Origin of the sequence: Mycolicibacterium palauense (assembly GCF_002592005.1) — a bacterium.
GTDB classification, from domain to species: domain Bacteria; phylum Actinomycetota; class Actinomycetes; order Mycobacteriales; family Mycobacteriaceae; genus Mycobacterium; species Mycobacterium palauense.
This window is the reverse complement of sequence record NZ_NVQF01000037.1, coordinates 1-19,275: the sequence shown is the minus strand read 5'-3', so window position 1 is coordinate 19,275 and position 19,275 is coordinate 1. Positions and strand designations below refer to the sequence as shown.

The 19,275-nt window shown below is 68.9% G+C and carries 17 protein-coding genes and 2 pseudogenes; 13 read left to right on the top strand and 6 right to left on the bottom strand.

The window, feature by feature from the left end:
• The first annotated feature begins 61 nt into the window (after positions 1-61).
• The 3 genes and pseudogenes from CSR00_RS15820 to CSR00_RS15810 all read left to right on the top strand — a co-directional run bounded on the left by CSR00_RS15820 (position 62) and on the right by CSR00_RS15810 (position 2,743).
• Positions 62-1,264: a PucR family transcriptional regulator gene (locus tag CSR00_RS15820; protein WP_099023367.1), complete on the top strand. Its 1,203-nt coding sequence runs from the start codon at positions 62-64 to the stop codon at positions 1,262-1,264.
• A 490-nt stretch (positions 1,265-1,754) separates the two neighbouring features.
• A pseudogene (locus tag CSR00_RS15815) lies at positions 1,755-1,976 on the top strand (acyl-CoA dehydrogenase family protein); the annotation flags it as partial.
• Between the two features lie 26 nt (positions 1,977-2,002).
• Positions 2,003-2,743 (top strand): sulfite exporter TauE/SafE family protein, encoded by a 741-nt coding sequence (locus CSR00_RS15810; protein WP_407662455.1) that lies wholly within the window; start codon positions 2,003-2,005, stop codon positions 2,741-2,743.
• A gap of 29 nt (positions 2,744-2,772) precedes the next feature.
• Here CSR00_RS15810 and CSR00_RS15805 read toward each other — a convergent pair whose 3' ends face one another.
• The 4 genes from CSR00_RS15805 to CSR00_RS15790 all read right to left on the bottom strand — a co-directional run bounded on the left by CSR00_RS15805 (position 2,773) and on the right by CSR00_RS15790 (position 6,887).
• On the bottom strand, positions 2,773-3,228 hold the full coding sequence (locus CSR00_RS15805; protein WP_099023365.1) for a MaoC family dehydratase: 456 nt from the start codon (positions 3,226-3,228) through the stop codon (positions 2,773-2,775).
• Between the two features lie 27 nt (positions 3,229-3,255).
• Positions 3,256-4,083: an acyl-CoA thioesterase gene (locus CSR00_RS15800; RefSeq protein WP_099023364.1), complete on the bottom strand. Its 828-nt coding sequence runs from the start codon at positions 4,081-4,083 to the stop codon at positions 3,256-3,258.
• Entirely contained in the window at positions 4,083-5,309 is a 1,227-nt protein-coding gene (locus tag CSR00_RS15795) for a CoA transferase (RefSeq protein WP_099023363.1), read from the bottom strand. The genes CSR00_RS15800 and CSR00_RS15795 overlap by 1 nt, the downstream gene beginning before the upstream one ends.
• A gap of 81 nt (positions 5,310-5,390) precedes the next feature.
• A complete protein-coding gene (locus CSR00_RS15790; RefSeq protein WP_099023403.1) occupies positions 5,391-6,887 on the bottom strand; it encodes a potassium/proton antiporter in 1,497 nt (498 codons plus the stop codon).
• 117 nt (positions 6,888-7,004) lie between these two features.
• Here CSR00_RS15790 and CSR00_RS15785 point away from each other — a divergent pair, with 117 nt between their 5' ends.
• From CSR00_RS15785 to CSR00_RS15740, 10 genes are all read left to right on the top strand, one after another.
• Complete coding sequence (locus CSR00_RS15785; RefSeq protein WP_099023362.1) at positions 7,005-7,700, top strand: potassium channel family protein; 696 nt, start codon at positions 7,005-7,007, stop codon at positions 7,698-7,700.
• Entirely contained in the window at positions 7,697-8,188 is a 492-nt protein-coding gene (locus CSR00_RS15780; protein WP_099023402.1) for a metallophosphoesterase family protein, read from the top strand. Before CSR00_RS15785 ends, CSR00_RS15780 begins: the two co-directional genes overlap by 4 nt.
• Before the next feature lie 83 nt (positions 8,189-8,271).
• The gene (locus tag CSR00_RS15775) at positions 8,272-8,721 is read left to right on the top strand and encodes a MarR family winged helix-turn-helix transcriptional regulator (RefSeq protein WP_099023361.1); all 450 of its coding nucleotides are present in this window, start codon (positions 8,272-8,274) and stop codon (positions 8,719-8,721) included.
• On the top strand, positions 8,718-9,530 hold the full coding sequence (locus CSR00_RS15770; protein ID WP_099023360.1) for an ATP-binding cassette domain-containing protein: 813 nt from the start codon (positions 8,718-8,720) through the stop codon (positions 9,528-9,530). Before CSR00_RS15775 ends, CSR00_RS15770 begins: the two co-directional genes overlap by 4 nt.
• Positions 9,531-9,600: 70 nt before the next feature.
• Positions 9,601-10,341: an ABC transporter permease gene (locus CSR00_RS15765; RefSeq protein WP_245906119.1), complete on the top strand. Its 741-nt coding sequence runs from the start codon at positions 9,601-9,603 to the stop codon at positions 10,339-10,341.
• 129 nt (positions 10,342-10,470) lie between these two features.
• The gene (locus tag CSR00_RS15760) at positions 10,471-12,144 is read left to right on the top strand and encodes an RNA-binding domain-containing protein (protein ID WP_099023358.1); all 1,674 of its coding nucleotides are present in this window, start codon (positions 10,471-10,473) and stop codon (positions 12,142-12,144) included.
• A 516-nt stretch (positions 12,145-12,660) separates the two neighbouring features.
• Entirely contained in the window at positions 12,661-12,927 is a 267-nt protein-coding gene (locus CSR00_RS15755) for a helix-turn-helix transcriptional regulator (protein ID WP_099023357.1), read from the top strand.
• A 10-nt stretch (positions 12,928-12,937) separates the two neighbouring features.
• Positions 12,938-13,501 carry a hypothetical protein gene (locus CSR00_RS15750; protein WP_099023356.1) on the top strand — a complete coding sequence of 188 codons (564 nt, stop codon included), beginning with the start codon at positions 12,938-12,940 and terminating at the stop codon, positions 13,499-13,501.
• Between the two features lie 126 nt (positions 13,502-13,627).
• Positions 13,628-14,842 carry a low temperature requirement protein A gene (locus CSR00_RS15745; RefSeq protein ID WP_099023355.1) on the top strand — a complete coding sequence of 405 codons (1,215 nt, stop codon included), beginning with the start codon at positions 13,628-13,630 and terminating at the stop codon, positions 14,840-14,842.
• A gap of 266 nt (positions 14,843-15,108) precedes the next feature.
• The gene (locus tag CSR00_RS15740) at positions 15,109-16,116 is read left to right on the top strand and encodes an esterase family protein (RefSeq protein ID WP_099023354.1); all 1,008 of its coding nucleotides are present in this window, start codon (positions 15,109-15,111) and stop codon (positions 16,114-16,116) included.
• Between the two features lie 211 nt (positions 16,117-16,327).
• Here CSR00_RS15740 and recD read toward each other — a convergent pair whose 3' ends face one another.
• Together recD and CSR00_RS15730 are read right to left on the bottom strand one after the other, a co-directional pair.
• The gene (gene recD / locus CSR00_RS15735; protein WP_099023401.1) at positions 16,328-18,145 is read right to left on the bottom strand and encodes an exodeoxyribonuclease V subunit alpha; all 1,818 of its coding nucleotides are present in this window, start codon (positions 18,143-18,145) and stop codon (positions 16,328-16,330) included.
• A 62-nt stretch (positions 18,146-18,207) separates the two neighbouring features.
• Positions 18,208-19,167 (bottom strand): annotated as a pseudogene (locus tag CSR00_RS15730) (PD-(D/E)XK nuclease family protein); the annotation flags it as partial.
• Positions 19,168-19,275: the final 108 nt, after the last annotated feature.

The window sequence follows — 19,275 nt, the reverse complement described above, 5'->3', positions numbered from 1 at the left end:
CATTTTTCTATGTGGTGTGATCACACTCATATCCCTTGCCGGTGGTCTATAGGCTCTGGTCATGGCGAACGACTCGGGACTTGCGTCGCCTCCCTTCGTCGACTGGCTCGACGAAGTCGGTGTGGAGGGTTTCGCCGACCTCGCCGACGAACTCTGGTCTCAGGTTCCCGCGCTGCACAGCAGCCCTCCGGGGGCACGAGATGTGCTTCGCTCGTCTGTCGTCTCGCACTTCGCTGTTCTTCGGGCGAGTTTCCTCGGCGAACCGCACCGGGCTGTGACCCTTCCGAGCGCCGCCCGCGAGTTTGTGGAGTACATGGCGCTGGCCGACGCTTCGCTATTGGGAATTCTTCGGTCCTATGAGATAGGGCACGCCAGCATTTGGCGCGGTTACACGCGTTTCCTGCGGGAGTCTTCGCTTCCGTATGCGTCGCACGCGGATGAGCTGGAGGCGAGTTCGATCCGCATGTTCGAGTACATGCAAGCCATGACGAGTGCGACGGTCGTCGCCTTCAACCAGGTCCGCATTTCAGTGATGCAGGAACGCGACTCGCGACGCGGCGAGATCGTCAAGGGGGTCCTCGCTGGTTCGGCCGACGCGACAAACCTGCTGGACACTCTTGGCTACCGCGCCGACGACACCCACATCGGGTACGTCGCATGGTCGGTGTCCGATAGCGGTGCCGGGGAAGTGGGCGAGCCGGTGCGCCGCCGCATCGCGGCCCTGGCCCGACAGCAACTCGCCGTGCCAGCTGGAGTGGCGGGTGTACACGGGTGGTTCACGCCAATCTCTCCGTCGGCGTATGACCGCCTGCGTGACCTCGAACTTCCGTCCGGCGTGGGCGTAGCCTTCGGCGCTCCTCGGACCGGGATCGAGGGTTTTCGACACACCCACGACGAGGCGCTATTGAGTGCCCGAGTGGCTCCGCCGGCGAATAAGCACGCCTGCTTCCCGGATGTGGCAGTTGAGATACTCGTCTCCCAGCGTGATGATCTGGCGCGGCGTTTCGTGGACGACCGGCTGGGCCCTCTTTTGCAGCACGAGAGCCGTGACCGGATGTTGGCTACCTTGCAGCACTTCTTGGAGACCTCGGGCAGTCCGTCACGGTGTGGCCGCAGACTGGGGCTACACGCCAACACCGTGACCCAACGCATACGACGCATCGAGGAGATTCTGGGACAACCGATCGACCCCGAGGACCTCTCGCTGCGTGTCGCCCTCGCGGTACGACCAGCGCTCCCGAGCGAGATCAACCAAGAGCGATAGCCACGAGCCCGGTCGAGCAGACCGGGGCAGTACACCTACGCCGACACTACTCGAAGATCCGAGAGTTATTCAGCTGTAAACGTTTTGGAACATCGGTCAGTGCGTGAAACGCGGCGTCGAGACGGCGAGGCGCCGCTCCGCTGCATTCCAGATCGCGGGCGTGGGCGCGATCCAGATAGCTGCGCCCGACGCTGTACGCACAAACCGGGGCGATGCCTCCTTATCAAGCGGGTGATGGTGCCACAGCTACCCTCCTTGACTGACCAGGAATACATATCTGTGCAGACGAACCGCGGCCGGGCTGTATAACCTCGGTTCGAGGAGGTGTCACGGGACAAACCCACGATGAAACACACACTTGAATGCTGACGGAGCACCGGCTGGTAAACGGCGCACCATTGTCCAGCTGAGTCCACATAACGGCGTTGAACCTGCGAAACACCTAGCGAGGGAGCTTTGCCATACCCAGGCTGTCGGGCGCGGACAGCGGCCGCGGGTGCTGCACGACGTGGCCCGGCGTGCGCTGCATCTGCACGGGGCCCTCGGGGTCTCCAATGAGATGCCGTTCATGAAGCTGACGGTGGCGCGGCGCACCCTCAAGGAGTACGTCCCGGTCGACACGCCGTTCCCGTCCGGGCACCTGCCGACCCGCAGGGCCGAGGCGCAGGCCCTGCTGGCCGAGCGCCTCGAACTCGAAGTGGCCGAACTCTGAACCACCCGCTGACCTGGCAGCACGCCGTGCTGCTGCTGGCCGCCGGCATCACGGGCGGGCTCACCGGAAGCATCGCCGGCCTGGCCTCGGTCGCCACCTATCCGGCCCTGCTGGCCATCGGGATCCCGCCGGTGGCCGCCAACGTCACCAACACCGTGGCCCTGATCTTCAACGGGGTCGGCTCCATGTGGGGTTCACGGCCCGAGCTGCGCGGGCAGGGCCCCTGGCTGCGTCGGATCGCCCCCGTGGCCGCACTCGGCGGCGCGCTCGGGGCGATCCTGCTGTTGTCCACTCCCGCAGAGGGTTTCGAGAAGGCGGTGCCGGTGCTGCTGGGCCTGTCGTCGGTGGCGATCCTGCTGCCGCGCGGGCGTGCGGACCCGCATCCGGACAAGCTGCGACGCCGGCGCGGCGTGCAGATCGCCGAGGCAGCGGCGATCGGCGGGATCACCGTCTACGGCGGCTATTTCGGGGCGGCGGCCGGAGTGTTGCTGCTGGCGCTGCTGCTGCGGGCGGGCAGCGCGACACTGGCGCACGCCAACGCGTCCAAGAACGCGATCCTGGGCGTCGCCAACCTGGTCGCGGCGTTGATCTTCGCCGTCGCCGCGCCGGTGCAGTGGGCCGCGGCGCTGCCGCTGGGCCTGGGATGCCTGCTCGGCGCGCGACTGGGCCCCGTGGTGGTGCGCCACGCGCCGGCCACCCCGATGCGACTGGTGATCGGGGCGGCCGGGCTCGCGGTGGCGGTCCGGCTCGGCATGAGTGCCTACTGAGGGCGCCCGGTCGCCTACCGGTGCCGGGCTCAGAACATGTAGCGCAGCAGGCTCTCGGCGACGCAGGCCGGCTTGCCAGCGCCCTCCACCTCGATGCTGGTGGACACCGTCAGCTGCAGCGCACCGTCGCCGAGCTCCTCGGCCTCCACCAGGGTGCTGGTGGCGCGCACCTTCGACCCGACCGGCACCGGGGACGGAAAGCGCACCTTGTTCAGGCCGTAGTTGATGGCCAGCTTGATGCCCTCGACGGTGTACATCTGGTGCATCAGCACCGGAAGCAGCGACAGGGTCATGAACCCGTGGGCGATGGTGGTGCCGAACGGTCCCGCGGCGGCCCGCTCGGGGTCGACGTGAATCCACTGATGGTCACCGGTGGCCTCGGCGAACTGGTTGACGGCCTCCTGGGTGATGGTGACCCAGTCGCTGGTGCCCAGCACCTCTCCCTTGGCGGCGATCAACTCGGCCGCCGACGTGAAAGTCCGCACGTGTTGTTCCTTTCTGTGGGTTGGCTCTTACCTGACGTCTGCCCTGGAGTCCGCGCTGGTGTGTGCCGCGATCAGGCCCTCCTGAACGACGGTGGCGGCGATGGCACCGTCGGCGCCGATCAGGCTGGCGGTGACGACGCCGCGGCCCCGGGCGCCCGCCGGGGACCTCGACTCCAGCAGGTTCCAGTGGTCGGCCCGGACGCGGCGGTGGAACCACACCGAGGCGTCGGTGGTGCCGCTGCGGTGGGTGCGCTCGCGCATGGAGTGTCCGTGTACCCGCAGCGCGGGATCGATCATGTAGACGTCGGTGACGAACAACGCCACGGCCAGGTGCGTCAGCGCCTCGTCGGGCAGCGGAACCGTTGCCCGCCACCACAATCGGCGCACGAACCCGGCACCCTCGCCGGTGTCGGCGATCCGGATGTCGAGTTCGTCGAGCGGCAGCCCGGGCGCGGGCCCGGCCGGACCGGTGCGTTCCAGGCGTTCGGGGTCGCCGGGCAGCTGCCCGAGATGGCCGTGTTCGGGTCCCGGCAACGACCGCGAGAACGACACCGTGGCCGCGGTGAGGACCCGCTCGTTCTGCCGGGCCAGCACCCGTCGGGTCATCGCGGTGCGCCCGTCGTAGAGACGTTCCACGGCATATCCGACGGGCTCCACCGCGTCGCCGCCGCGCAGGAACTGCAGATGCAGATTGGCCGGCTCGGCGTCGGAGGGCACCGTGCGTGCCGCCGCCAGCAGCGTCTGCGCCACGAACTGCCCACCGAAGGCCCGCTTTCCCGCCGGACCGTGACCGACGGCCACCCAGGTGTCCGGGCCGTCCTCGGTCAGCTCGAGCAGGTCGGTGAGTGCGCTCATCAGCCCTCCGCGGTGGCCACGGTGCCTTCCCCGCACAACCGGGCCAGTTCCTCGGCCCCGACGCCCAGCCGTTCGCCGAGCACCGCGGCGGTGTCGTCGCCGAGTGCCGGGGCCGGCACGGCCGCCGAATGCCCGCCGTCGACCATCACCGGCAGCCCCGGCGCCAGATACTCCCCGACCCGGGGCTGGTTCAGCCGGGTGAACAGCGGGTTGGCCGTCACCTTGGGATCGCTGCTGACCTCGGTGAAGGTGCGGTAACGCTCCCACAGGATCGAGGTCTTCGACAGCGCCGCGGCGATCTCGTCGCCGCTGTGTTCGGCGAACCACGCGCTGAACAACCCGCCGAGCACCGCGCGGTGGCGGTAGCGCTGACCCTCGTCGGTGAAGTCGGCGTCGAACGCTTCGGCCAGTGCGGCAACGACTTTGGTGGTTCCGGTCAGCTCGGCCAGATCGCGGAAGTGGCGGCCGGTGAGCGCCACCAGCATGAACGACACACCGTCACCGCTGGTGAACGTCTCGCCGTACTGGCCGTAGAGCGCGTTGCCCAGACGCTCCCGCTGGGTGCCGTTGATCATCGGTTCGGTGAGGAAACCGAGATTGCCCGCGGTGGCCAGCGCCACGTCCTCCAGCGGGATCCGCAGCCGGCTGCCCGCCCCGGTGTCGTCGCGGCGGCGCAACGCCGCCAGGACCCCCAGCACCGCGTAGAGCCCGCAGGAGACGTCCCAGGCCGGCAGCACGTGGTTGACCGGTCCGGCCTGTTCCGGCGACCCGGTGACCAGGGGGAAACCCACGCCGGCGTTGACGGTGTAGTCCACGCCGGTGCCGCCGTCGGCGCGCCCGGAGACCTCCAGGTGGATCAGGTCGGGCCGCAGCGCGGCCAGCGTGTCGTAGGAGTGCCACTGTCGGCCGACGACATTGGTGATCAGGATGCCCCCACCGGCGCCGCCCTCGACGATGAGCCGGGTCACGAGGTCCTGGCCCGCCGGCGAGCGCATGTCCACCGCGACCGAGCGCTTGCCCTTGTTCAGGCCGGCCCAGTAGATGCTGGTGCCGTCGTCGGTGACCGGCCAGCGCCGGTAGTCGGCCGCGCCGCCGACCGGGTCGACGCGGATCACCTCGGCTCCCAGTTGGGTGAGCGTCATCCCGGCCAGCGGGACGGCGACGAAACTGGAGATTTCGATGATCCGGATTCCGGCGAGCGGACCCGGCGCCGGCGATTCGGCCAACTGCCAGCCTCCTTGCTGCGATAGCCACGGTTGTCTGGGCGATAAGTCAACCAGCCGCCGGTGGCCCCGCGGCCCCCAGGGTCAGTCGGGCTCGCCGTACTCGTCGAACCAGTGCGCCAGCCGGCCGCGCCGGCTCACCGCCCGCAGCCGGCGCTCGGCGGCCTCGCGGGTCTTGCTGGTGGTGACGATCATCAACTCGTCGCCGGCGGCGATTCGGGTGTCGAGCTGGGGCACGAAGGTGTGGCCGTCGCGGATGATCAGGGTGATGACGCTGGGCTCGGGCAGCCGCAGTTCGATGATCATCACGTTGTGCAGGCGGGAGGCCGCGTGCACCGTCATCGTGATCAGCTCGGCGTCGAGCACGTCCAGCGGCGCGGCGTCGAGTTGGACGTCGCGGGTGGCGTCGGCGCGGGCCAGGCCGAGGTAGCGGGCCAGCGGGGCCAGGCTGGGCCCCTGCACCAGGGTGAAGACCACCACCAGGATGAACACGATGCTCAGCAACCGGTTGCTGTCGGGGACCCCCGCCACGATCGGATAGGTGGCCAGCACGATCGGAACCCCGCCACGCAGGCCGGCCCAGGAGACGAACAGCTGGTCGCGCCAGCGGAACCGGAAGGCCAGCAGTGACGCCAGCACCGAGACGGGCCGCGCCAGCAGCAACAGCACCAGGCCGATGACGACCGCCGGGATCAGCTCGCCGGGCAGCTCGGCGGGCGAGACCAGCAGCCCCAGCAGCACGAACAGCGAGATCTGCGCCAGCCAGCCCAGTCCCTCGGCGAAGGACCGGGTGGCCGAGCGGTGCGGCAGCCCGGTGTTGGCCAGGACCACCCCCGCCAGGTAGGCGGCCAGGAAGCCGCTGGCGTGCAGCACCGCCGAGGCGGCCGAGGCCACGATCGCCAGGCCGAAGATGGCGACCGGGTAGAGCCCGGTGGCCGGCAACGCGATCCGGCGCAGCACCACCGAGCCCACCAGCCCGGACATCACGCCGATCGCCGCGCCGACGGCCAGCTCGTAGGCGATGTCGAAGACGGCGGTCAGCGGGGCGAACTCCAGCGGGGCCGCCGAGAACATCAGCACGAGGATCACCGCGGGGGCGTCGTTGAACCCCGACTCGGCCTCCAGCAGCCCGGCCACCCGCCGCGGCAGCGGCAGCACCCGCAGCACCGAGAACACCGCGGCGGCGTCGGTCGAGGAGACGACCGCGCCCAGCAGCAGGGCCAGCTGCCAGTCCATCCCGAGCAGCAGGTGGGCGCCGGTGGCGGTGACGATCATGCTCACCGCCACGCCGACGGTGGCCAGCACCGCCGCCGGCGCCAGCACGCGGCGGATCTCACCGAAACGGGTCGTCAGTCCGCCCTCGACGAGGATCACGACCAGCGCCGCGGTGCCCAGGTCACGGCCCAGGCTCACGTCGTCGAAGTTGAGCCCGAACCCGCCCTCGCCGATGGCGACCCCGACGGCCAGGAACAACAGCAGGCTGGGCAGGCCGGCCCGGGTGGCCAGCCGGGTGGCGGCGATGCTGGCCAGCAGCACCACGCCGCCGATGAGCAGCGCGAGATACATCTGCTCCAGCGTCATCGGCTCCACCCCGTTCGGATCGTATCGGTGGCAGTGCGCCGTTCGGGGTAGTTAAGCAGGGCATCATTGGCCGTGGGCCGCTTGGCGCGGTCCGGGTGGGAACGGGGAGACGAACCGATGCGAGTGGGTATAGCCGGAGCCGGGGCGGTGGGCCGCTCGGTGGCCGAGGAGCTGCTCGCCTACGGTCACCGGGTGCTGCTCATCGAGAGGAACATCGCCAAGTACGAGCCGCACAGCGTGCCCGGCGCGGACTGGTTTCTCGCCGACGCCTGCGAACTGACGTCGCTGCGCGAGGCCGGCATCGAGACCTGCGACGTGGTGATCGCCGCGACCGGCGACGACAAGGCCAATCTCGCGCTGTCGCTGCTGGCCAAGACCGAGTTCGGGGTGGCCCGGGTGGTTGCCCGGGTCAACGAGGCCCGCGACGAGCCGCTGTTCGGCGCGGCGTGGGGGGTCGACGTCGCGGTGTGCACGCCGCGGGCGCTGGTGGCCGCGGTGGAGGGCGCCATCGACGCCGGGCACCTCATCCCCCTGATGGGCCTCGGCGGCGGGCGCGCCGGGCTCTCGTCCATCACGCTGACCCCCGACAGCGAGCTCGACGGCCGCCGGATCGCCGACCTGGCGCTGCCGGACAACAGTGCGCTGATCGTCGTGCACCGCGCCGAGCGGGTGCTGCTGCCGGCGCCCGGCGTCGTCCTGCGCGGCGGCGACGAGCTGGTCTTCGTCTCGGGCAGCGGGCTGGAGGACCGGATCCGGCTGGCCCTGGGGGTTCAGGGCGAACCGCACACGCCGGCGCGGGGAGGCCCATCCTGAACCTGCTGCTGATCTCGGACACCCACGTGCCCAAGCGCGCCCGTGACCTGCCGGCACGGGTGTGGGAGGAGGTGTCGCGTGCCGATGTGGTGATCCACGCCGGGGACTGGGTGGACATCGCGCTGCTGGACGAACTGCAGGCGCGTTCGGCCCGGCTGGTGGCGTGCTGGGGCAACAACGACGGGGACGACCTGCGGGCCCGGTTGCCGGAGTGCGCCGAGGTGGAGTTGGACGGTCTTCGCGTGAGTGTGGTGCACGAGACCGGCGGGAAGGCCGGCCGGGACCGCCGGATGTCGGCGCGCTACCCCGACACCGACGTTCTGGTCTTCGGGCACAGCCACATTCCCTGGGACAGCACCACCGACACCGGGCTGCGCCTGCTCAACCCGGGCTCGCCGACCGACCGGCGCCGCCAGCCGCATTGCACGTACATGACGGCGACGATCTCCGGGGGTGCGCTCGGGGCGGTCACCCTGCACCGGCTGTAGCCGGCGGGGCTCCCGCGCTGCCGACTGCCCCACTGCGGCCCCCACCCACCGATAGCTCTGCAACAGAGGTATCGTGGGGGCCGGTGCGCACTCGATCCGATCTCGTCACCGACCTGTTCGGCACGGTCGGGCGGTTCCGTCGGCAGGTCCGGCGCACGGGCCGGGGCTTCGACGAGTCCGGCCTGACCGAGTCGCAGGCCGAACTGCTGCGGCTGGTCGGCCGGCGTCCCGACGTCTCGGTGAGCGAGGCCGCCGCCGAGCTGGGGCTGGCCCCCAACACCGCCTCGACGCTGGTGTCGAAGCTCTCGGCGGCCGGGTTGCTGGTGCGCACCTGCGACCCCGCCGACCGGCGCGTGGGCCGGCTGCGGCTCACCGACTCCGCCCAGCGCGTCGCCGACGCCTCCAAGGCCGCGCGGCGGGCGGCGCTGGCCGGGGCGCTCGACCAGCTCGATTCCGAGGACGTCGCGGCGCTGCGCGGCGGGCTCGAGGTGCTCGCGAAACTGACCCGACTACTGCAGGAGGATTCACCGTGAGCCCTGCACCGGCGATCGACTGCCGCCATCTGACCCACCGCTACGGCGACTTCACCGCCGTCGACGACCTGAGCCTGCGGGTCGAGGTCGGCGAAACCGTGGGCCTGCTCGGCCCCAACGGCGCCGGCAAGACCACCGCCGTGCGGGTGCTGACCACGCTGTCGCCGGTGCAGTCCGGCGAGGTCTTCGTCTTCGGGCTGGACGCCCGGCGGCGCACCATGGACGTCCGCTACAACATCGGCTATGTGCCCCAACAACTTTCCATCGAATCCACGCTGACCGGACGGCAGAACGTGCAGTGGTTCGCGCGGCTCTACGCCGTGCCGCGCAGGCAGCGCAACGAGCGGGTCGAGGAGGCCCTGGCGGCGATGAACCTGCTGGACGTGGCCGACAACCTGGCCCGCACCTACTCCGGCGGCATGGTCCGTCGGCTGGAACTGGCCCAGGCACTGGTGAACCGGCCGTCGCTGCTGATTCTCGACGAACCGACGGTCGGGCTGGACCCGATCGCCCGCGACGGTGTGTGGACCCAGGTGCAGCGCATGCAGGACGAGTTCGGGATGACGGTCCTGTTGACCACGCACTACATGGAGGAGGCCGACGCGCTGTGCGACCGGGTGGCGCTGATGCACAACGGCCGGCTGCAGGCGGTGGGCACCCCCACCGAGCTGAAGGCCCAGGTCGGCACGCAGGCCACCCTGGAGGATGTGTTCCGCCACCACGCCGGGGCGGGACTGTCGGCCGACGAGGGTGAGGCCGGCCTGGCCGGAATCCGTTCGGCCAGAAGGGCGGCGCGCCGTGCCGGCTGACTCCACCACCACCGCCCCGCTGATCCTGGCGCCGCGCGGATGGCGGCGGCTTCTGGCCACCGCCGTGCAGATGGGCACCTACGCCCTCGTCGAGATCCAGAAGCTCTCCCACGACCGCACCGAGCTGCTCACCCGCATGGTGCAACCCGCGCTGTGGCTGCTGATCTTCGGCCAGACGTTTTCCCACCTGCGGATCATCGACACCGGTTCGGTGTCCTATCTGGCGTTCCTGGCGCCCGGGATCATCGCCCAGTCGGCGCTGTTCATCTCGATCTTCTACGGCATCCAGATCGTCTGGGACCGTGACGCCGGCATCCTGGCCAAGCTGATGGTGACACCGGCGTCCACCTCGGCGCTGGTCAGCGGCAAGGCCTTTGCCGCCGGGGTGCGCTCGATGGCCCAGGTGATCGGGGTGCTGGTGATCGCGTTCCTGATGGGCGTGCACCTGACCGCCAACCCGCTGCGCATCCTGGCGGCGATGGCCGTGGTGCTGCTCGGTGCGGGGTTCTTCGCCTGCCTGTCGCTGTCGCTGGCCGGGCTGGTGCGCAACCGGGACCGCCTGATGGGCATCGGCCAGGCCATCACCATGCCGCTGTTCTTCGCCTCCAACGCGCTCTACCCCGTGGAGGTGATGCCGCAGTGGCTGCGCTGGCTCTCGGCGGTCAACCCGCTGAGCTATGAGGTCAACGCGTTGCGCGGGTTGCTGATCGGCACCCCGTGGAACCCGTGGATCGACCTGGGGGTGCTGATCGCGGCCGCGATCCTGGGGGTGGCCTCGGCCTCGGCGCTGCTGCGGCGGCTGGTGCGCTGAGGAGGGACACCCGGGGCAGGTCGTCCCCGTGGCCCTGGCCGTTGAGATGTCGGCGGTCGAGTACTCGACCGTCGCGGACTACACCACCGTCTCCCCCTACGGTCCAATGACACGAAGTAGCATTTGGAGGTGACTAACCCAGCCCCAGCGACCGGCGATGACCTGTCCACCCTGTTGGATCGGCTGCTGTTGGACTGGGAAAACGAGGTAGTCGAGTTCAAGGAGGTCAGCGGAGACTACAACACCACCAAGGTCGGCGAGTACTTCTCGGCCCTCTCCAACGAGGGGAACTTGCGAGGCGTCCCCGCCGGGTGGCTTGTATTCGGGGTCAACAACACGACCCGCGCCGTAGTGGGCACTGGCTACAGGCCCGAGCATGACCGGCTGCACAGCCTGAAAATGCAGATTGCCGCCGACACGGAACCCAGTTCAACCTTCCGCGAGATACATGAGCTGACGCACCCCTCGGGACGTGTCTTGCTGATGGAGGTACCAGCCGCGCCACGCGGCATCCCCATCGCATGGAACGGTCACTACTACGCGCGCGCTGGCGAAAGCCTCACTTCGCTTGCCCTCGACAAGTTGGATGAGATTCGGGCGCAGACCGTCGAAGACTGGTCGGCGGTGATCGTGCCCGACGCAACGGTCGCCGACCTCGATCCCGCCGCGCTGCGACGGGCACGCGAGGCATTCATCAAGAAGCACGCCCATCGGATTTCCGACACCGACGTTCCTGAGTGGCCGATCGAAACACTTTTGGACAGAGCGAGACTCACGATTAACGGCCAGATGACACGTGCTGCCCTGCTCTTGCTGGGAAAGCCAGAGTCCGCCTGGCGGCTGTCTCCCAACCCGGCGCAAATGACGTGGAACCTCGTAGGCCAGGAGAGTGCCTACGAGCACTTTGGGCCTCCCTTCCTGCTGAATACGACCGAGCTGTTCCAGCGCATTCGGAACATTCGGATCAGACTGTTGCCCGACGACCAGCTCCTACCAGAGGAAGTGTCGAAGTACGACCAACAATCAGTTCTTGAAGCCCTGCACAATTGCATTGCACATCAAGACTATTCGCGAAATTCTCGGATTGTCGTTACCGAGTATCCCGACCGGCTGCTGTTTCAGAATGCCGGGTCCTTCTTCGAAGGGCACCCCGACGATTACGTTCAAAGCACCCGGGTGCCGCTCGGCTATCGCAACCCCTTCTTGGTCCAGGCAATGGTTGAGCTCAACATGATCGATACCATGGGCTACGGCATCCGACGCATGAACGACAGCCAGGCAAGACGCTACCTGCCCCTGCCGGATTATGATCTCTTGCAACAAGACACGGTTAAGTTGGTCATTCATGGCGGGGTGGTCGATACCGCCTACACTCGGCTCCTTCTCATGAATACCAACCTGCCGTTCGCGGACATCCTCGCGCTCGACCGTGTTCAAAAAAAGTTGACTATCCCGGACGACGCCGTCCGTCACCTGCGCCAGGCGAAGTTGATTGAGGGGCGACGGCCCCATCTGCATGTCGCCGCCAACGTCGCGGCGGTCACGGCGAGCAAGGCTGAGTACATTCGGACGCGGGCGCAGGACGATGAGCACTACGCGAAGATGATTACTGACTACTTGCGGAAGTTCAGCAGCGCCACACGCAAGGACATCGACTCGCTGATCAAAGACAAGCTCAGTGAGGCCCTCGATGACAGCCAGAAGCGGAACAAGGTTTCCAACTTGCTGACCAAGATGAAGCGCAACGGGCAGATTCACAACGCGGGAAGTAAGAGCCATCCAAGATGGGAGTTGAGAGGTTAAATGCCGTCTAAGGCGGCACTGTCTTCCGTCGTTAATTGTGACATAAATTACAGTCTCGGAAAGAAGGACAGGTCAGAGCCTATTTTTCTCATCGAAGGAGCGCTTGCTTGCCGAAACGGCGCAGTAACGCCGCTACAACTAGCTAATCAGACTCCGCGTAGCTAATCAGACTCCGCGCCATCAAGTTGAGGGTCTGGACAGGCCCGCCTGCGATCGGTACGGCGATCACAGCTACCAGGTCAACATCGCTCAATACCAGCGAGCGATGTCGTCTGCGCCGATGATGTGCATCACCTTGGACACCAGCTTTCGGATGGGTCGTCATGGCGGTCTTCTACTCGTTCGGCACCATTTCCGCTACTGAACCACCCCTGCGACACGGGCCGCCGAAAGCCACAGCCGATTAGCCAGGCGCATACTCAACAGCCACTCGGTAGCCGCCGACTCACGTCGCAACGTCACCAATTAGGTAAGAGCTACTTGACGAATCGTTAGGTTTTCCTAACACTTGATTATATGAGTCCGGTGAAGCGGGGGGAAAGTCTCCCGATCTACAACCGCATCGGCGTGCTGCGCGCCGAACGGCGGATGAGCCGGGCCGACCTGGCGAAACTCGTCGGGGTGAACCCACAGACCGTCGGGGCGCTGGAGCGGGGCGACCACTACCCCAGCCTGGACCTGGCGTTCCGCATCTGCGCCGTCTTCGACCTGCCGGTCGAGGCGGTGTTCTCGCGCACCGAGTTCACCCCGCTGTCCGCCGAGGTCTACCGCCGACACACCTGAGGAGGCTCCGATGGCTGAGCAGGCCACCCGAGGACGACGCACCGTGATCGACCGCTACCAGGACTTCCGCACCGCACGCTTCCTGCGCCACGAGCGCATCTGGTCGAGCGCCCTGCCGCGCTGGCGTACCCGCTCCCGGCGCCGCGCACTGGTGGTGACGCTGGGGCTCACCTTCGCGTTCATGGCGGCCGTCGCGGTCCTGTGCGCGACCGGACACCGTGGCGCGGCGCTGTTGTGGCTGCCGGCGTGCGTGGTGTTCTTCCCGGCGTGGAGCGTGCTGCAGATCGTGTCCGCACGCCGGGGCGACGCACCCCGCGGCGCGCTCGACGAATACGAGATCGCCCAGCGCGACAGTGCCCGTTCCGTCGGCCTGACCCTCACCCAGAACCTGTTGCTGATCCCGGTGTTCTACCTGGTCCTCGGATCGACCTACGGGTGGGGAGACGGCGCCGACGTCGCCTACGCCGGCGCCCTGATGATGCTGACGGCCATGCTGGTCGGTGGCTGCGCACCGGCGATGATCCTGGCCTGGGTCACCCCGGACCCCGATCCGGAGGAACACGACGCCGGGTGAGCAGCCGCCGGGCCGGTGGGTGCGGGGCCTGTTGCCCCGAGCGCCCGGGGCGGCCACGATGGGCCGGTGAGCGAACCGCGACGATCCCCGGGGCCCGCCCTCACGGCGGCCCATCGCCTGCGGCGGATGGCCGGCCGCGACCCGCACGAGGACGGCCGCTCGGCCACACCGCTGGAGCTGCTGTTCGACCTGACGTTCGTGATCGCCTTCGGGGTCTCGGCCTCGCAGTTGGCACACCTGCTGTCGGAGAACCACGTCGGCGCGGGCATCGCCGGCTTCGCCTTCAGCACCTTCGCGGTGTGCTGGGCCTGGATCAACTTCACCTGGTTCGCCTCGGCCTACGACACCGACGACTGGATCTATCGGCTCACCACGATGCTGCAGATGGTCGGCGTGATCATCCTGGCGATGGGGATCCCGCCCGTCTACACCTCCATCGCCGAGGGCGAGCACGTCGACAACCGGGTCGCGGTGGCCGGCTACGTGGTGATGCGTGTGGCGATGGTGTTCCAGTGGCTCCGCGCGGCCCGGCAGGATCCGGCGCGCCGCTCGACCTGCCTGACCTATGCGGTGGCCATCGTCGTCGCCCAGATCGGCTGGATCGGTGCCATCTTCCTCCACACCTCGGTGCCGGCCACCTTCGCGATCTACGCCGTGCTGGCGCTCGTCGAGTTCACCGGTCCGTGGATCGCCGAAACCCGCAAGGGTCGTACCCCCTGGCACGCCCACCACATCGCCGAACGCTACGGGCTGCTGGTGATCATCGCCCTGGGTGAGGGCGTGGTCGGCACGGTCGCCTCGCTGTCGGCGGTGGTCGGCGAGCAGGGCTGGACGCTCGACGCCGCGCTGGTCGCGATCGCGGGCACCGCGCTGACCTTCGGGATGTGGTGGGTCTACTTCGTGGTGCCCGCCGCTCAGGTGCTGCACACCCGCCGGGACCTGGCCTTCGGTTACGGCTACGGGCACATCGTGATCTTCGGCGCGGTGGTCGCCACCGGCGCCGGCCTGCACGTGGCGGCCTACTACATCGAGCACCATTCGAAACTCACGTCGATGGAAACCGTTCTGACCGTGGCGATCCCGGTCGGTGTCTTCATCCTGTCGATTCTGCTCCTCTACGCCTACCTGGTGCGCTCGGTCGACGCGCTGCATCTGCTGCTGTTCGCCGGGGCGGCCGCGGTGCTGACGCTGGCGGTGCTGCTGGCGGCCTCGGGCATCGCGATGACCGTCTGCCTGTTGGTGGTGACACTGGCCCCGGTACTGGTGGTGGTCGGCTACGAGCTCGCCGCGCACCGGCGTGCCGACAGCGCCATCGAGCGGGCCCTGTCCAGCGAACTGTGACCGGCCCCGCCCGGACCAGCTGATAGGCCGGTCCATGCTGCGAAAACCCCTCCCGGACAACCTCGATGAGCGTTCCATCGCGCCCTCGACACGCCCGGGGTGGGTCACAACGCGGTGACGAATCGGCCGCCCGCGTGAATCCCAATCGTTAGTCAACCGCGATCGCGGCGGGGCCCTTTCCGGTGCTCACCGGGCCCAACCACATGGTTCACTTGCGTCACGCAGGTAACACATGCTTGTAATTACGAACACGGAGGAGCGCAGTCGTGAAGTTCGTTGAGAAGTTGCGCGGTACGGCAAAGGCATCCCTTCGCCGGCTGACGGTCGCCGCTGTCGCGGCTGCCGCGCTGCCCGGCCTGATCGGGGTCGTCGGGGGTTCGGCGACGGCCGGGGCGTTCTCGCGTCCGGGGCTGCCCGTCGAGTACCTCGACATCCCGTCGCCGTCGATGCAGCGCAATATCCGGATCCAGTTCCAGGGCGGCGGCCCGCACGCGGTCTATCTGCTCGACGGCCTGCGCGCCCAGGACGACTACAACGGCTGGGACATCAACACCCCCGCCTTCGAGTGGATGTACGGCAGCGGCCTGTCGACCATCATGCCCGTCGGCGGCCAGTCCAGCTTCTACACCGACTGGTACCAGCCCTCGCAGGGCAACGGGCAGACCTACACCTACAAGTGGGAGACCTTCCTGACCCAGGAGCTGCCCGCCTGGCTGGAGGCCAACCGCGGGGTGTCCCGCTTCGGCAACGCCGTCGTCGGCCTGTCGATGGCCGGTAGCGCCTCGCTGACCTACGCCATCTGGCATCCCGACCAGTTCGTCTACGCCGCTTCGCTTTCGGGCTTCCTGAACCCGTCCGAGGGCTGGTGGCCGACCCTGATCGGGCTGGCGATGAACGACGCCGGCGGCTTCAACGCCAACAGCATGTGGGGCCCGTCCTCGGACCCGGCGTGGAAGCGCAACGACCCGATGGTCAACATCCCGCGGCTGGTGGCCAACAACACCCGCGTCTGGATCTACTGCGGCACCGGCACCCCGTCGGACCTGGACGCCGGCACCAACGGCGGCAACCTGATGGCGGCCCAGTTCCTGGAGGGCTTCACCCTGCGGACCAACATCACCTTCCGCGACAACTACCTCGCCGCGGGTGGCCGCAACGGGGTGTTCAACTTCCCGTCCAACGGCACCCACAGCTGGGGCTACTGGGGACAGCAGTTGCACCAGATGATCCCCGACATGCAGCGGGTGCTCAACGGCGCGCCGCCCGCCGCCTGACCCGTCACCAAGACTGTGGCCCCCGCAACGGCGCGGGGGCCACAGTGCCGTTTCGGGGGCGCGTTTCAGGAGCGCTGTTTCGGGGCTTGACCGGCGCCGGCCCCGACGGTGATATCGCATACGCCATCACTTTCGCTGGCGTCCTTCCGGTCCCGACGGCCATCGGAGAACCCGTGCCACCTCCGCGAACGTGACATCACATGCGATATCACTATGTGCTCGGGAGACCCGGCCGCGGCGCGGCGCCGACCTCCTCGGCGAGCCGGTACCGCAGGCCGGTGGCCCGCACCGCCCGGCGGGCCAGCGCGGCACGCACCTCGTCGCGGGAACCGACCACCCGCACCTTCGAGCGCGCCCGCGTCAGCGCCGTGTAGAACAGCTCGCGCGAGGCCAGCCGGGATTCCCGCGGCGGCAACAGCACGGTCACCTCGTCGGCCTGACTGCCCTGGCTCTTGTGAATCGTCATGGCGTGCATGGTCTCCACCTCGGCCAGCCGGCTGGTGGCGAAGTCCCGCACACCGTCGGCCCCGGCGATCACCACCCGCAACTCGCCACCGTCACCACGCACGGTGACACCGGCGTCACCGTTGTACAGACCCAGCCCATAGTCGTTGGCGGTCACCAGCACCGGCCGGCCCAGATACCACTGGTTCCACCGCGCCTCCCCCGTCTCTTCGCGGAGCCACTGCTCGAGCCGCCGGTTCCAGTGCCGCACACCGGCGGGCCCCTCCCGGTGCGCACACAGCAACCGGTGATGATCCAGCGTCGCCAGCGCGGACGCCGGATCACCGCCGGCCGCCGCGGCGCGCAACCGTAAAGCCTTGGGCACCAAGATATCCCGCATCATCTCCGTGACCTCCGCGGACTCCGCGGGGGCGTCGACGAACTCGATGTGCGGCCCGCCCGCGTCGAGCGCGGCGATCGCGCGCTCGCCGTCACCGGTGCGCACCGCGTCGGCGAGCTCGCCGATGGTCTCGCCGAACCGGTGCGACGTGGCCAGCCCGGCCACCCGCAGACCGCGGCGGCCCGCACCACCGAGCCCGTCGACCAGGTCGGCCAGCACCGCGCCGGCGTCCACCGAGGTCAGCTGGTCCGGGTCGCCGACCAGCAGGAGCCGGCACTCGGGTCGCACCGCCTCCAGCAGCCGGGCCATCATCGTCAACGACACCATCGAGGTCTCGTCGACGACGATCACATCGTGCGGCAGATGGTTGCCGCGATGGTGACGGAACCGCGCCGAGGTGTCGGGCCGCCAGCCCAGCAACCGGTGCAGCGTCACCGCCTGCAGACCCGCGAGCCGGGCCCGGTCGGCCGCGCCGAGATCCTCCACCTCGCGGTGCACCGCCTCGCCCAGCCGCGCCGCCGCCTTGCCGGTGGGCGCGGCCAGCGCGATCCGGGGCCGGCGCCGGCCGGCGAGCTCGGCCTGTTCGGCCAGCAACGCCAGCAGCCCCGCCACGGTGGTCGTCTTGCCCGTTCCCGGGCCACCGGTCAGCACGGTGGTGTTCTGCGCCACCGCGATCCGGGCGGCCGAGCGCTGCTCCTCCGATCCGGGACGGTGGAACACCCGCCGCAGCCCGTCCTCGAGCACCGGCTCGTCCACCGGCGCCACACCGACGTTGCGGCCCAACAGATCCGCACAGACCTGCTGTTCCTCACGCCAGTACCGGTCGAGGTAGAGCAGCCGGTCCCGGTAGAGGCGCAGCACCGCCGGCGAGCCCAGCAGCGGGCTGCGCCGCAGCGCGTCCAGCCAGGCGCCGGGCTCGGGCCACGGCAGCGCGCGCAGCCGCTCGTCGTCCGCCTCCGCCGTGTCCTCCCCGGCCACCTCCCCCGAGGCCAGCTCGTCACGCACCGTCGTGAGGTCCACGCACACCGACCCGCCACGCAGCGCCCGCACCGCCAGGGCGACCGCCAGCGCGACCGTGGCGTCGGGCTCCCCGGCCCGGTCGGTGATCCGCGCGGCCACGTGCACGTCGGCGGCCTCCAGCACCCCGGCCCGGTTGAACGCCCCCAGCACACCGCCCGCGCCCAGCGCGATCCGCCGATCGGCCGGATCCTCGAGCCCGGACCGTCCGGTCCGATCCACTGCCCCGGTCACGGCGCGACGACCTTTCCGTCCAGCAGCTCCGAGAGCGCCACCACCAGCCCGGCGGGGGGACGCCAGTCGAAGACGCCGGCGGGGTGGCCATCGAGCACCGGCGTGTGCGGTCCGCACATCCCGCGCAGGAACAGATAGAGCACCCCGCCCAGGTGCCGGCCCGGATCGTAGCCCGGCTGGCGCCAGCGCAGATAGCGGTGCAGCACCACCAGATACAGCAGTGCCTGCAGTGGATAGTCGGAGTGCATCATCGCCTCGGCCAGCTGCCGTCGGCCGTAGTCGGCGGCCACCGCGGGCCGGCCGGTGTCACCGAGCCGGTTGGTCTTGTAGTCGACCACCAGGTAGCGGTGCCCGTCCCCGTCGGGGATGCGCAACACCGCGTCGATCGATCCGGACAGATACCCGCGCAGCGTCGAGGCCCCCAGACCCGGGCCACGCAGCCGCTCGGCGTAGGGGCGCAGGGGGTCGTCGGCCGGCAGGTGCCCGGCCAGCAGGGCCCCGACCTCGGCCAGGGTGACCGAACCCGCGTCATCGAGATCGCCTCCGGCCAGAGGCATCTCGAAGTCGAGTTCGCACAGGCGGTCGGCCAGACCGATCGCGCGCAGGGTGAGCCCGTCGGCCAGCGGCCCCAGCGGGGTGTCGTGCAGGGGTACCAGCCCGGTCCCGATCTGCTCGGCGGGCGCGTCCACGGGCCACCACGCCGCGTGCCGGCGCACCTGCTCGGTGAGCTCACCGGCCAGATCGGCGGCCAGCGGGTCGGCGGTCTCCAACACCGCGTGCACCAGCGAGCCGAACGTCGCCCCGCCGGGCAGATCCGCCATCGGCGAGAGCAGGTCGGCGCCGGCCGCACCGGGCTCGGGCAGACCCGCCGAGGGCTCCAGATCGGACTCGTCGTCCTTGCCGGCGGTCTCCGGTTCGCTGCCCACCCCCGCGGCGGCGCTCTTATTCACATCTCCTATCCCACCTTACCTTCCCTTTTCTCTTTTTCCTTCTTCTTCTTTATTTACATTTTTTCTTCTCCTTCTTTTTTTCTTCTTCTTCTTCTTCTTTTTTTCTCTCCTCTT

Excerpts from the sequence above, each read along its gene's own strand:
- CSR00_RS15820 (WP_099023367.1), top strand. The coding sequence starts at position 62 with ATGGCGAACGACTCGGGACTTGCGTCGCCTCCCTTCGTCGACTGGCTC.
- CSR00_RS15800 (WP_099023364.1), bottom strand. The coding sequence starts at position 4,083 with ATGAGCGCACTCACCGACCTGCTCGAGCTGACCGAGGACGGCCCGGAC.
- CSR00_RS15790 (WP_099023403.1), bottom strand. The coding sequence starts at position 6,887 with ATGACGCTGGAGCAGATGTATCTCGCGCTGCTCATCGGCGGCGTGGTG.
- CSR00_RS15785 (WP_099023362.1), top strand. The coding sequence starts at position 7,005 with ATGCGAGTGGGTATAGCCGGAGCCGGGGCGGTGGGCCGCTCGGTGGCC.
- CSR00_RS15765 (WP_245906119.1), top strand. The coding sequence starts at position 9,601 with ATGGGCACCTACGCCCTCGTCGAGATCCAGAAGCTCTCCCACGACCGC.
- CSR00_RS15755 (WP_099023357.1), top strand. The coding sequence starts at position 12,661 with ATGAGTCCGGTGAAGCGGGGGGAAAGTCTCCCGATCTACAACCGCATC.
- CSR00_RS15750 (WP_099023356.1), top strand. The coding sequence starts at position 12,938 with ATGGCTGAGCAGGCCACCCGAGGACGACGCACCGTGATCGACCGCTAC.
- CSR00_RS15745 (WP_099023355.1), top strand. The coding sequence starts at position 13,628 with ATGGCCGGCCGCGACCCGCACGAGGACGGCCGCTCGGCCACACCGCTG.